Annotated in this window: 9 protein-coding genes; 3 read left to right on the top strand and 6 right to left on the bottom strand. The window is 44.8% G+C overall.

What is annotated here, in order from left to right:
• Positions 1 to 243: 243 nt before the first annotated feature.
• From ABZR88_RS19850 to ABZR88_RS19835, 4 genes are all read right to left on the bottom strand, one after another.
• Complete coding sequence (locus tag ABZR88_RS19850; protein ID WP_107827697.1) at positions 244 to 2,709, bottom strand: outer membrane beta-barrel family protein; 2,466 nt, start codon at positions 2,707 to 2,709, stop codon at positions 244 to 246.
• A gap of 171 nt (positions 2,710 to 2,880) precedes the next feature.
• Positions 2,881 to 3,087, bottom strand: a complete 207-nt coding sequence (locus ABZR88_RS19845) for a hypothetical protein (protein WP_146166498.1) — start codon at positions 3,085 to 3,087, stop codon at positions 2,881 to 2,883.
• Between the two features lie 4 nt (positions 3,088 to 3,091).
• Complete coding sequence (locus ABZR88_RS19840) at positions 3,092 to 4,792, bottom strand: PspC domain-containing protein (RefSeq protein ID WP_107827696.1); 1,701 nt, start codon at positions 4,790 to 4,792, stop codon at positions 3,092 to 3,094.
• A 19-nt stretch (positions 4,793 to 4,811) separates the two neighbouring features.
• Positions 4,812 to 5,159, bottom strand: a complete 348-nt coding sequence (locus ABZR88_RS19835; protein ID WP_107827695.1) for a PadR family transcriptional regulator — start codon at positions 5,157 to 5,159, stop codon at positions 4,812 to 4,814.
• A gap of 198 nt (positions 5,160 to 5,357) precedes the next feature.
• On the opposite strand from ABZR88_RS19835, the gene ABZR88_RS19830 reads away from it, so the two are divergent.
• Positions 5,358 to 8,486, top strand: a complete 3,129-nt coding sequence (locus ABZR88_RS19830; protein WP_107827694.1) for a SusC/RagA family TonB-linked outer membrane protein — start codon at positions 5,358 to 5,360, stop codon at positions 8,484 to 8,486.
• Positions 8,487 to 8,504: 18 nt separating this feature from the next.
• Positions 8,505 to 9,956: a SusD/RagB family nutrient-binding outer membrane lipoprotein gene (locus ABZR88_RS19825; protein WP_107828032.1), complete on the top strand. Its 1,452-nt coding sequence runs from the start codon at positions 8,505 to 8,507 to the stop codon at positions 9,954 to 9,956.
• Between the two features lie 76 nt (positions 9,957 to 10,032).
• Here ABZR88_RS19825 and ABZR88_RS19820 read toward each other — a convergent pair whose 3' ends face one another.
• Positions 10,033 to 10,440, bottom strand: a complete 408-nt coding sequence (locus ABZR88_RS19820; protein WP_107827693.1) for a DoxX family protein — start codon at positions 10,438 to 10,440, stop codon at positions 10,033 to 10,035.
• 11 nt (positions 10,441 to 10,451) lie between these two features.
• Positions 10,452 to 11,348 (bottom strand): LD-carboxypeptidase, encoded by an 897-nt coding sequence (locus ABZR88_RS19815; protein WP_107827692.1) that lies wholly within the window; start codon positions 11,346 to 11,348, stop codon positions 10,452 to 10,454.
• A gap of 154 nt (positions 11,349 to 11,502) precedes the next feature.
• Between ABZR88_RS19815 and metG the strand changes: the two genes are divergently transcribed.
• On the top strand, positions 11,503 to 13,569 hold the full coding sequence (metG, locus tag ABZR88_RS19810) for a methionine--tRNA ligase (protein WP_107827691.1): 2,067 nt from the start codon (positions 11,503 to 11,505) through the stop codon (positions 13,567 to 13,569).
• Positions 13,570 to 13,619 lie beyond the last annotated feature (50 nt).

The following is a 13,619-nucleotide window of genomic DNA, read 5'->3' as shown; positions in this document are numbered from 1 at the left end:
TTATTAAACTTCTTGTCATTTCGAACGGAGCGGAGCGAAGAGAGAAATCTTAGCCCCCATGCTTTGTTTAACGTTTAGCTTATCACCCGTATAAGATTTCTCGTCGCCCCACACTCATTTCCCACCCTTCGCTCGCTCGAAATGACAGGATTGTGTAAGGAGTGGTAAACAGCAAAAACCGGCGAGGCACTCGCTGCCCGCCGGTTTCCCAATTTATTGACTCATAGAAAAATCAATCCTTTTTTAGTTGCCGCCCACACGGCCTTTCTCCTGCTCGGCACCAGTTTGGTGGTCGCGGGCTTTGATTTTGGTGTTGCCAAAATTATAGGTGAAACTGATGCGTGATATGCGGGTTTCGCCCTTTTGCCTGATGGCCAGGTTAACCGACTGGTACATGCTGTTGATATTGTTGGTGCGGGTATTGAAAATATCACTCACCGAGAATTTGATGTTGGCGCGTTTGTTAGCAAATGTGCGACTAACGCCGGCATCGGTACTATATCTCGGGCGGATATCATAAATGCCATAAGTTAGCGGGGATTGGTAATTGGTGAACAACTCCAGTTTCCAATCTTTAATGATACTGAAAGTTTGGGTTAGCTTGCCCTGGAATACAACCCGGCCGTTGTTCAAACGTGCTCCCAGCAGATCTGCCGATTTAAAGCCCAGGTAAAAGGTGTTAAGATTAATATTGCCGGTCCACCATTTGACTATGGTGAAAGGCGAACTAACATTGATGCTGTAGGCGTTTTGCACCTGCAGGTTCATGTTGGTCTGGTAACTGGCCTTGGTAGCGGTATCAGTCAGGATGATCTCGGTAATTACATCTTTAGTACGACTGTAATTCAGGTTAACGTTAATGGCGTTGTTCCAGGTGTAGTGCAGCTCGTAAGAGTCGGTATATTGCGGGTTAAGGAACGGGTTGCCCTTGGAGTAAGTATACCTGTCCAGATAGAACAGAAACGGGTTCAGATTGCCATAGTTAGGGCGGTCAATGCGGCGGCTATAAGAGAACCCGATCTGATTCTTTTTGTCCAGCTTTTGATTGATGAATAAGCTGGGGAACAGGTTAACGTAATTCCTGTCGACCGCATGGCCATCTTTGCCCACCAGATCGCCATTAGAGATGGTCTGCTCAGCGCGCAGGCCAACTTGTGCCGATGTGTTTTTCCAGGTCTGACCCAGATTGATATAGCCCGCGTTTATCTTTTCGGTATAAATAAAGTGGTTGGAGTTGCTGGTAGGACTGTTGTCGTTAACAAAGCCACCGTTGCCGTCAGGCAGTTGTGCAATCAGGTTGTTGTCGGTCTTTACATCACTAAATTTTACGCCGGTTTCCAATTTTAACTCTTTGGTAAGTGGTAAAGTATAGTCGGCTTTTGCAGCTTTGATAGTGATAACAGACGGGGTAACGTTACGGAATGCCGTTTGAGGTATTAATGTCTGCCCGTTGGGTTTATAGGTATTGGTAGTGTAATCGCCTACCTGGTTGTTGTTGTAGCGCGAGTAATCCAGATCAATGCCCAGTTCCTGGCCGGCAGTGTCCAGCTTTAAACGATCATTCAGATTAGCAGAAAAGCTTTTGAACGATTGATCCATCATTGACGAGCTTTTGAGGTAAGAATCAACACCGGTAGGCGTAGTGCCAATGTAAGTGGTTGACGGCGTGTTCAGATTCTGGTTATTAAAATACCCGTTCACTACAAAGCCGATGGTGTGGTTTTTGGTCAAATCGTAGTCGGCGCCAACACGGTAATTGTTGTTATGATCAACCTCGCCCATGTTGTTGTACTGGTTAAAGTAGGTTGATTTATCGGCGCTATCTACCCGGCGCTGGATGTACAGATCACGCTCGCTTTTTCCATCGCCATGGCTAAAATTACCAAATAAGTTTAGCGCACCCTGTTTGTGGTTAAGGGTAAAGCTTTCATTGCCGCGCCAGTTTTTACCATAGTTGGCTGATGCCACCACGCTGCCGCTGGTGCCGATGGTTTTATTCTTTTTCATCACAATGTTGATGATGCCCGAGTTGCCAGCCGCGTCATATTTGGCGGATGGATTGGTAATGATCTCTATAGTAGCAATGTTGCTGCCATCGGTAGAGCGCAACAGGGTAGCCAGCTGGGCCGACGACAAGTAGGTGAGTTTACCATTAAGCATCACGGTTACGCCCTGTTTGCCTTGCAAGCTAATGTTATCGTCTTTATCAATGGTTACCCCAGGTGCGCGTTCCAAAATTTCCATAGCGTTGTTGCCGGCTGCCAGTACGCTGTTTTCTACGTTCATCACCATGCGGTCAAGCTTGCGTTCCAGCAGTGGTTTGGCTGCAGATACTTCTACCGTTTTCAGTGTTTTGCTTCCGCCCTGCATGGTAATAGCCGGGATGTTTACTATTGGTGTGTTATCGCTAACAGTGAACGCTTTGCTCAGCCCTTTCTGAAAACCCACAGCGGTGGTTTTGATAATGTAGGTACCGGCGATAACGCGTTCCAGGTTGTATTTGCCGTTCACATCGCCCAGAGCGCCTTTAACTACTGACGAATCTTTGGCGCGCAACAAACTTACAGTGGCAAACTCAACCGGTTGCTGCTGATTGTTAACCACAGAGCCATGAAGCCGGGCGTGTACCGGAGGTGTTTGGGCCATGGCTGCCGAGCAAAATAGCAGGGCGGTTAACAGCAGGTATATGTAGTGTCTAAGTGTTTTCATTGTATGGTCCGTTAAAAAATGGGCAATAGCTATCCCATTAAAGAGTATTCTTCTTTTTAAAAATTATTAAAGTGAAACCTTATTGATCGCCCGGGTTATAATCGGGGGAGCAGATGTATTTGGTTTGTTTGCTAATAAGATGCAGCAGACACCCCAAAGGTTACAGCTTTTTTAAAAAAAGTTTAAAACGGGGAGTAATTTGGCGGCTACATCACGCACCAAATCAAAACACGGAACAGGGGATTTTCCGTTCGGATGGCAGGGCGTTCGGGCATCTGCTGCCACTATAGCTTTGCCATTAAAACAACAGATAAAACAACAAGGAATAATCAGCCCGCTCCACAGGAGCAGGCTGATATGCTTGATGATGGTTTTCATCTTTTTAGTGATGTTTATGCTTTTGATGCTTTGCCGGATGTTCCGGAGCCTCTGGTTGAACCTCGTTATTAATCGTATCGCGCTTCAACACCGGGTTTATGGCCGGTGCAACGCCACCCAGCGAGTCTATCCAGCAGTGCAGGCCGGTGTCGGTCATTACAAAGGTGGCGCTTTCCGCGTCTTTTTTGTTGTTGTCGGCTTTGCATTCATGAACGTCAACATCGTCTAAAAGGCGGTTCATTTTGCTCTCTATAATTACCTTGGTTTTTAACGGTAGTTTCAACGTCAGGCGTACTTCTGGGTCACGCCATTTATTCTGGGTCAGTGTCATGTGGCGGTCAAACAGTAGTGTGGCGCCCTGTTGTTCAAAATGATAATTGATGTTGGTAGTGTTTTTTAACGCGTCGTCCTCATTTTTGCCACGGGCTTTGAATGATTCTACCAACTGCGGCTGATTGATATCTGCACGTTCAATAACCAGGCTAATGTTGGTAAGGGCATTCATGTCGCCGTCACCCTCGTCATTAATTATCTTGCCTGCAAATTGTTTATTCAGATCCAAACGCTCGCTATCCAGTCGGCTCAGGTATTTTACATCATTTATTTTGAGATGATAAACACTATCTGGCGCAATGTTAATGGTTTGGCTGTATTTGGCAGAGGCACGCATGTCGGCAAAAACGGCAACGGTATAGTAAGTAACCATCATGATAGCTGCTACCCAGATAATGAGGGCGCTTAACCATGACGAACGGCTCATGGTATAACGGTTAAACACCAGTCGCACCATGCCCAGGGCAATAGCCAGCAGTGGCAGGCCCAGCACCAGGTAACCGCCAATCATAAACGGCACGTTATAATCATGATTAATGGTGTTGAACGGAAACACGTGCGATATGTTGGTGTTGCCAAAAGCAAAGAAGGTAAATACAGCGATGGTAAGCGCAATCAAAACCCCGATACTCATTAGCATGATAGCTATGCCAATCAGCTTAATAATGGTTTTACCGGCGGTTCTGATAAATGCTGCCAGGTGATGAAAAAAATCGCTTACAAAATCGCGGGTTTTGTAGGCTAATGGCTGGGCAGTGGTGTTGAGGGCTGCGGCAGTGCCTTGTACGCTGCGTAATTCATATTCAAAGTTGCGTGCAAAGCCCTGCAAGTCCAGTGGTTCGCCTTTCATGGCCATTCTATCGGCGCGACTAACTGCACGGGGTACTACAATCCACAATATCAGATAAATCAATGCCCCGGTAAAGAAAGCGAAGGTAATCAGCACAAACAGGAGGCGAACCCAGACAGCCTTGATGTTAAAATAATTGGCAATGCCCGAGCATACGCCGCCCAGCAAGTGTTTCTCGCTATCGCGGAAGAGGCGGCGGCCGGTAGCCCGGCCCTGAAATGCCTGCGTGTTTGGTATCGGGTCACCATCCTCATCAACCGAGGCAAAATCTTCTATGGTTCCCATTTGTGCAATTACCGCGCGAACGTCCTGATCTACAATAACCTGCTTGCTCTCGCGGGCAAGTATCTCGGTAAACATTTCGGCAATGCGGTTTTCGATGTCTGTAGTGATCTCCAGGCTATCGGCTGAATCCATGAAATGACGTTTTACGTCGGTCATGTAGTTTTTCAGCACATCGTAGGCATCCTCTTCAATGTGAAATACGATACCGTTTATATTGATGATAATTGTTTTGTTCATGATGATTGGATTCTCTTTGTTAGGTGTTAGGGTTTTGGTCTCTGCCTTCGATAGAAGTTTGTACGGCGAAAGCCAATTCTCTCCAGGTGTTATCGAGCTGATTGAGCACCGCCCGGCCCTCTTCAGACAAGGAATAGTACTTGCGCGGCGGGCCCGATGCAGATTCTACCCAGCTGTAATGGAGCAATCCGTTATTCTTTAGACGGGTTAACAGGGGGTATAAGGTACCCTCTACAACGAGCAGTTGGGCTTTCTTCAGTTCGGCAATAATGTCTGAAGCATATATTTCGCCCTTTGCTATAATGGAAAGGATGCAATACTCAAGTATGCCTTTCCGCATTTGGGTTTGGGTGTTTTCGACAATCATAATACAAAGATATATGTAAAAGAATGTATTATGCAATACATAGTACCAAAAATAAATTTATTTTACATACGTATTCGTATGTTTTTTAATTTATTCAAGATTTATTGAATAACTAAAGGCTCAAAAATTTCTCTTTCACCATTCTTAACGCTACTTTTATGATAAATTAACTATTAACTGATCTTATAACTAACAAACATGAAAAAACTTTTACTAGCAAGTTTGTGCTTTCTTATGCTCTGCGCTCAGCAGTTGTATGCACAAAATCGAACAGTAAGCGGGGTAGTGACAGCCAAGGAGGATGGTGCACCACTACCCGGGGTGAGCGTTAAAGTTCGCGGAGCCAACATCGGTACCCAAACCGGCATAGATGGCCATTATACTTTAAGCGTGCCAGCAAGCGCTACTTTTTTAGAATTCTCATTTATCGGCTATAGCGATTTTTCTATGCCCATTGCTGGTCGCGTTGTTAACGCTACATTGACAATTGCCAGCAAACAACTGGGTGAAGTTGTAGTAACTGCGCTTGGTATCAAAAGAGAAGCACGTTCTTTGGGCTACTCAACCAGTACCGTTAGAGGAGAAGATGTTACCAAAGCACGCGATGGTAACGTTTTAGATGCGTTAGCCGGTCAAATGGCTGGTGTACGTGTTAACAATACTTCAGGTACTATCGGCGGTTCTTCAAAAATTGTTATCCGTGGAGTTAACTCATTGAGTGCCAACAATACCTTGTATGTTATTGATGGCTCGCCTGTAAATGAGTCAACTTCTGCTGGTGGTACAATTGTAAGCAACGTTGATTACGGTAACCGTATGGGCGATCTTGCTCCTGATGATATCGAATCTATCACTGTGCTGAAAGGCGCCGCTGCTGCTGCGTTGTACGGTAACCGTGCAAAAGACGGTGCTGTTATCATCACCACCAAAAAAGGTAAAAAAGGTACAATGTCGGTTGATATTAACTCAAGTATCGGTTTTTCAAATCCTTTGGTACTGCCTAAGTTTCAAAATGAATGGGCACAAGGGAATTTTGGTACCTATGCATTGACGTCTCTTAACGGTTGGGGCCCTAATATAGCTAATTCAAACGCACAAAATCTGAAATTTACCAACTTTTTAGGCCAAAACGTGGCTTTACAAGCGTATCCTGACAACGTTAAAGACTTCTTTCAAACTGGTGTGAGAAGCATTGATAACATTGCTATCTCAGGTGCAGATGAAAATGGCGATTACAGGATTAGCTTCTCTAATGACAACGAAAAAGGGTTTATTCCGCAATCAACACTTGCAAAGTATACGCTGTCTATCAATGCGGGCAGAAACTTTAGCAAAAGCTTAACATCACGCTTTACCGGTTCATACACCAGTATTGCTGCTGATGGCCGCCCGGCACAGGCATCTAATAATACCAACGGAATTGTTAATGCGGTTTATGGCATGCCAAGAACGGTTGATATTCATTTGCTGGGTGATAACTATCAGGATCCTGTTACCGGGAACCAGATAACACTGAGCCCTAACCGTAATGGTAATAATCCATTCTGGATTATGAATTACAACAGAAACTCTAACACTGTTGATCACTTTATTGGTACTTATAACTTAACCTATAAGCCTATTGAGTGGTTTAGCCTGAGTAACAACTTTGGTGCTGATGTTTATACTGAAAAGAGAGCCGAGCACATACGTAATGGTACGGTAGGCTATCAGTCTCAATTTTCAACTTACGATCTGTTGAATCAGCAAATTAATGATGACCTGATTGCAACGATTGAGCAGAACATCCTGATTAAGGATTTCAAATTCAAATTGGTTGCGGGTGGTAACATTAACCAGCGTTTTGCTCAAGCTACTAATATTTTGGCAGTAGGTTTAACAGTTGACCAGTTGTACACTTATTCTAATGCTGCAAGTAAAACCCCAACACAGGCTTATTCCAAACAAAGAAGTGAGTCATTATATGGCGATTTGACCATTAACTACAAAGATTATTTGTATTTGGATATAACCGGCAGGAATGATTTTACTTCTACGCTTCCAATCAACAGCCGTTCATTCTTCTATCCATCTTTTAGCGGGTCATTCAATTTTTCTGAACTCTTAAAGTCTAACAGTTCGTTTGACTGGTTGTCTTCAGGTAAACTAAGGGCAAGCTGGGCTTCAGTAGGTAGTGATTTAGGTCCTTATCTTTTAGATTATGCTTACACACCTACTTCAACCGTGTTCTTGCAATATGTATCTTCCACTGCAACAGTATTCCCTGCGGGTCCTATAAGCACAGCATTTACCGCACCTACCACCTTGCCAAATGCTAATTTGGTGCCGCAAAAAGTAAACACTTACGAGTTTGGTACAGATCTGAGCTTTTTGCATGATCGTATAGGTTTAGTGTTTAACTATTATACTGGAAAAACCAGAAACAATTTACTGTCCATTGCAACCCCTCCGTCTTCAGGTTATTCATTTAAGGTAGTAAATGCCGGGGTGGTGCAAAACATAGGCTATGAGGCTGAGGTTAACACAACTCCAATTGTTGCCGGTGGTTTTAAATGGGATTTAGGCTTCAACTTCAATAAGAATAAGCAAAAAGTATTAGATCTGGCACCGGGACTGACACAGCTAACCATAGCTTCCGGCTACAGCGGTCTGTTTATTAAAGCGGAACCGGGACAAGGGTTTGGTCTGTATGGATCTGCCTGGAAAAGATCTCCTGATGGTCAATTTATCATTGATCCGGCTAGCGGCTTAAAAGTAGCGCCTTTGACCAACCAGCGTCTAGGAAATATTTATGCAGATTGGACCGGAGGTATTAAAAACACCTTTAGTTATAAAGGTCTAAGTTTATTTACTTTGGTTGATATTCGTAAGGGCGGTGTATTTTTCTCTGGGACCGTTGCCAACTTGAGAAGTAGCGGCTTGGCTGCAGAAACAGGTGGCGACCGTACACCATTTGTTGATCCTGGTGTTAACCTGGTAAATGGTGCATATGTACCTAATACAACGAAAGTATCGTCAGTGCAAGCTTATTGGGTAAATCAGGCTAGCGTTAGTAATACTGAAGGAGACGTGTTTGATGCGGGCTTTATTAAATTAAGACAAGTATCATTGTCATATGCAATCCCTAAATCGGTGCTTGGTAAATCTTTCATAAAAAAACTCCAGATCGGTGCAGAAGGTACAAATTTATGGTTGATCAAGAGCCATGTGCCTCATGTTGATCCTGAATCTAATTTCTTCGGTGCAGGCAGTGCTGGCGAAGGAGTGGAGTTTAATAGTATTCCGACAGCTAGAGTGATTGGTATTAATTTAAGAGCTACGTTGTAAAAAAAAATGAATAACGTTATGAAATTTAAAAATAAAATCTTCGCTTGTTTACTAGCGCTTCTAGTGATTGGCGATGTATCGTGCAAAAAATATCTCGATATAAATACGAGCCCGTTAACCGCAACCAAAGTTGACCCCAAATTGTTATTTGGTTACGCTGTTACTGCGTGGGACGTAAACAAAAACAGTGGGGACAATTATATCGCCTTAGGTTTTCTTGGACAAAACTTAGCAAATGGAGGCAATTTTTCAGATAACTGGGGCGCATTTAACATATATGTCTTAAGCCCCAATTTTTTGAGCAATACCTGGAATGTTTATTACAGCACCGCCGGTAATAACTTTAAGCAGGCTATTGCTATAGCAGAATCATCAATCCCTAAAAACAATAATGCAGCCGCGCAATGTAAGATTACGTACGCCGAAATGATGTATGAGGCTACAACTTTGTATGGCGACATTCCGTATTCACAAGCCTCGCAGGCAGACCAGTTTCCTTATCCAAAATACGATGCCCAAAAAGATGTATTTGAAAGTCTCTTGAGTTTATTGGATGAGGCCAATGCCCAGATTGATGTGAATAGCCCTTTGAAAATATCGGATTATGATATTTTCTATTCAGGAGATATGAATGCTTGGAAAAGGCTGGCAAACACCATTAAGTTTAAAATCTTAATGACGATGGTTGACAAGGATCCAACAAAAGCAGCCGCTATTGGTACTTTGATCAGTAATCCATCTACTATGATGTCGTCGACAGCGGATACCTGGCAAGTTAAATATAGTGGTGCAACTAATAACGAGAATCCTAAATACAGGTTGTTTTTAGGTCAAAATCCTTTTACTTATGCAAGTAAAGTGGCTACCGACCTGATGGTGCCATCAAACGACCCAAGGTTACCCAAATATTTTGATTTACCGGCAGGCCAAACAACCTATAAGGGCGTGGCAGAAAACGCGGAGGCAGATGCTACAACTTCTTTAATGAGCCTGTACCTCTACAGAAAAAATGCGCCATCGGTAATTATTGGTTATCCACAGATAGAATTGTTAGAAGCAGAAGCCTGGGCAAGAGGTTTGGGTGTAGCTGCTAACCTTGTTACAGCACAAACACTGTACAAAAAAGGCGTTACTGATGCAATGACATTCTACGAAGCTGATCCAACTGCCATCAGCACTTATGTAAATGACCCTGTAAGATTTCCTTTATTGACACCGACCAACGCGTTGACATTGATTCACACTCAACAGTGGTTGGACTTACTGGACAGGTCATTAGATGCATTTACACAATGGAGAAGATCTGGCGTTGACGGTAGCAGCGAAATTCCGGTGTTGACATTGCCTAAAGATGCTACACCAGGACCGCTGTTTAGACGTTACCCTTATCCGGTTACAGAAACTACTGCGAATTCTAACATTCCAAAACCTGTACCTGCTTACAGCGATAAAATGTGGTTTGACTTATAATAGCAAGCCTACTATATACAAAAAGCGGGTTACCTGATTCCAGGTAACCCGCTTTTGCTTTTATAAATAATGATGATCAGCGTTTATCCACACTATACTTACCCGGGCCTACAAATAGCAAGCCGGCAAACATAATGGCATCCTCTATAGGGTGCGCTGCACCTGCCCAGCCGTCGCCTTTATGGAATAGGAAAGATGCCGCCACAATAAGGTTAATGAGGAGTAGTACACACACCGGCCTGAAGCCTAACCCCAATATAAGCAGCACGCCGCCGCCTGCCTCAACCAGTGCAGAGAGGAAGCCCCACAGAACCGGCCAGAAAGTAATGCCTACATTGGCCGCAGCGCCGCCAAGGCCTTTCCACATTTCAGGGCCGCCTTCTAACTTGGGCAAACCGTGATAAATAAACATTGCCCCTAAACCGAGGCGGATAACCAGCAATCCAAAATTTTTGTAGTTACCCAAATTGCTTAACATTGCCATAGGTGTTGTTTTTAAATGTATGATGCGTTTACCTGCTGTTCCTCTACATGCAGGTGGAGAGTTTTGCCAAATAATAAAGCATGATTATCTGCCACGTGGCCGGCGGGGAAATCAAAACAAACGGGGTAATCATATTCGCTTACTAACTCCATTACCATCTCCGCCACGGTAAAGCCAAAGGGGATATCGTTATCCTTCATCTCGGTAAAGGCGCCTACCATCAGTCCGGCCAGTTGGCTTAGTTTGCCTGCACGTTTCAGGGTATGCAGCATACGGTCTATACTGTAGTAGTATTCGCCAATATCTTCTATGAACAGAATTTTGCCGGTATAATCCATATCAGATACCGACCCCAACACAGCTATAAGCAAACTAAGATTACCCCCAATAACCTGCCCGCTGGTCTGCCCGCTCCGGTTGCGCCCAAAAGAGGTAAAGTTGTAAGTGATCGCTTCGCCAAACAGCGCTTTCTTGAGGGTTTGGATAGACATGACCGAGGCGTCGGGAATGTTCACCGGCATTTGTCCGTGTATGGTGGGTATGCCCAGATTGGTGTGTAAATGCGTGTGGAGTAAAGTGATATCGCTAAAGCCCACAATCCATTTGGGGTTGGTTCTCAACCGGTCAAAGTTGATCATATCAATAATGCGGATAGTGCCGTAACCGCCACGGGCAGCAATAATAGCCTTAACGCTGTCATCATCAATAAAACGCTGCATATCGCGCGCGCGCAATTCGTCATCGCCCGCAAACTGGTGGTATGAGGCGGTAAGAGTTTCGCCGATGATCACCTTCAGGCCCCATTCCTGTAAAATTTCTACCGCCTTATCCATTGGCTTGGGCAGTTTTTTGGCTGGGCAGGTAATGGCAATTTTATCGCCGGTATGTAGAAAGGGGATGCTGGTCATGTTTAGTCAGTAAGTCCGAAGTCGGAGATTTTCAAATATAATATTAGAAATCGAAATTGTTTTTAGCGGATAATTATAGCGTAACACGCGGCAAACTTACTTTCGGACTTTCCGGACTTTCGGACTTCCCGACTAAACCCCTATCTTTGCGCCCATGTCGCAACTCGATAATTTTAAACGTTATACCATCACTTCGGCGCTGCCTTATGCCAACGGACCGTTACACATTGGTCACCTGGCCGGCGCCTATATACCTGCCGATATTTTTGTGCGCTACCTGCGCCTGCTCAAAAAAGACGTAGTTTACATCTGCGGATCTGACGAGCACGGAGCAGCCATCACCATCAAAGCCAAAAAAGAAGGCACCACCCCGCAAGCCATTATTGATAAATACCACGCTCAGATTCGCGATAGCTTTGCCGAGTTTGGTATTTCTTTCGATATCTATCACCGTACGTCATCGCCAATTCATCATGACTTATCGCAGGAGTTTTTTCTGAATTTGTATGAGAAAGGGGAGTTTGTAGAGAAATTCTCTGAACAGTATTTTGATGAAGATTTTCAACAGTTTCTGGCCGACCGTTACATTACCGGTACCTGCCCTAACTGTAGCAACCCTAGTGCCTATGGCGATCAGTGCGAGCGCTGCGGGACATCGTTGAACCCAACTGATTTGATCAACCCGGTATCAACCCTGAGTGGTAAAACCCCGGTGTTAAAACCAACCAAACATTGGTACCTGCCGCTAGACAAATACCAGGCCTGGCTGGAGAGCTGGATTGCCACCAAGGAAGATTGGAAAGTGAACGTGTACGGGCAGTGTACCTCATGGCTAAAATCTGGCCTGCAACCACGCTCTATGACCCGCGATTTAGATTGGGGCATTGACGTGCCGTTGGAAGAAGCCAAAGGCAAAAAGCTGTACGTTTGGATGGATGCGCCGATTGGTTACATCTCTGCCACCAAACAATGGGCCGAGGATAACGGGAAAGACTGGCAACTATACTGGAAAAAACAAGCCAACGAGGCTGATGATACCTGCCTGATCCATTTTATTGGTAAGGACAACATTGTTTTCCATTGCATTATCTTCCCGTCAATTCTGCACGCACATGGCGAGTACGTGTTGCCGCAAAACGTACCTGCTAATGAGTTTTTGAATTTGGAGGGCGATAAGCTGTCTACTTCACGCAATCACGCCGTTTGGCTGCATGAGTATCTGCAGGAGTTTCCAAATAAACAGGATGAGCTGCGTTATGTACTCACCTCGATATTGCCAGAAACCAGCGATAGCGAGTTTACCTGGAAAGATTACCAGGCCCGTGTAAATAACGAGCTGGTAGCTATTTTAGGCAACTTTGTGAACCGTGTGATGGTGTTGATGCATAAGTTTTTTGATGGCAAAGTTGTTGGTGGCGCTAAGCTAACCGACGCTGCCTTGAACGATGAGCTGGGCGGTTATTACGACGAGATGAAGTACAGTCTGGAAGCCTACAAGTTCCGTCAGGCTTTGCAGAACGTAATGGATATGGCCCGCCTGGGTAACCGTTACCTGACCGAGCAGGAGCCTTGGAAGACATTTAAGACCGATCCGGAGAAAGCCCGCGAAGCGCTGCATAACTGTTTGGTAATTATTGGTCACATTGCAACCTGCCTTCAGCCTTTCCTGCCGTTTACCGTAAAGAAAACGCTGAGCATGTTGAACTGGCCGACCGATACCATTGGCTTTGATGAAGAACTGGTATTTGCCGATGGGCATCAACTGGGCGCAGCTTCGCTGTTGTTTGAAAAAGTAGAAGATGCTGTGATTGATGCGCAGATTGAAAAACTAAGTGCCAAAAAGCAAGCAGTGGTAGCAGCTGCAGTTGAAGAGGCCGAGGTTGCACCAGCTAAAGAAAACATCAACTACGAAAGCTTTGCCACTATGGATATCCGCGTAGGTACCATCCTGGCGGCAGAGAAAGTAGCCAAAACCAAAAAGCTGCTGAAGTTGACTATTGATACCGGCATTGATCAGCGCACGGTAGTATCTGGCATTGCCGAACACTTCGAGCCCGAAAACATCATTGGTCAGCAAGTGAGCATCCTGGTAAACCTGGAGCCGCGCGATATCAAAGGCATCACCTCACAGGGGATGATTCTGATGGCCGAGAACGCCGAAGGCAAGCTTTACTTTGTATCGCCAGCCGGTCAGGTAGGCAATGGCTCGGTAATCAGATAAGATTTTTGTAAGATAATAATATTAGGAGGCCTGCAGATTTAATTTGCAGG

The organism is Mucilaginibacter yixingensis, from assembly GCF_041080815.1.
Lineage (GTDB): Bacteria > Bacteroidota > Bacteroidia > Sphingobacteriales > Sphingobacteriaceae > Mucilaginibacter > Mucilaginibacter yixingensis.
The sequence above is the reverse complement of the archived record's forward strand: the minus strand, read 5'-3'. Positions and strand labels throughout refer to the sequence as shown.

Coding starts and splice junctions, on each gene's coding strand:
- ABZR88_RS19850 (WP_107827697.1), bottom strand. CDS start 2,709: ATGAAAACACTTAGACACTACATATACCTGCTGTTAACCGCCCTGCTA.
- ABZR88_RS19845 (WP_146166498.1), bottom strand. CDS start 3,087: ATGAAAACCATCATCAAGCATATCAGCCTGCTCCTGTGGAGCGGGCTG.
- ABZR88_RS19840 (WP_107827696.1), bottom strand. CDS start 4,792: ATGAACAAAACAATTATCATCAATATAAACGGTATCGTATTTCACATT.
- ABZR88_RS19835 (WP_107827695.1), bottom strand. CDS start 5,159: ATGATTGTCGAAAACACCCAAACCCAAATGCGGAAAGGCATACTTGAG.
- ABZR88_RS19830 (WP_107827694.1), top strand. CDS start 5,358: ATGAAAAAACTTTTACTAGCAAGTTTGTGCTTTCTTATGCTCTGCGCT.
- ABZR88_RS19825 (WP_107828032.1), top strand. CDS start 8,505: ATGAAATTTAAAAATAAAATCTTCGCTTGTTTACTAGCGCTTCTAGTG.
- ABZR88_RS19820 (WP_107827693.1), bottom strand. CDS start 10,440: ATGGCAATGTTAAGCAATTTGGGTAACTACAAAAATTTTGGATTGCTG.
- ABZR88_RS19815 (WP_107827692.1), bottom strand. CDS start 11,348: ATGACCAGCATCCCCTTTCTACATACCGGCGATAAAATTGCCATTACC.
- metG (WP_107827691.1), top strand. CDS start 11,503: ATGTCGCAACTCGATAATTTTAAACGTTATACCATCACTTCGGCGCTG.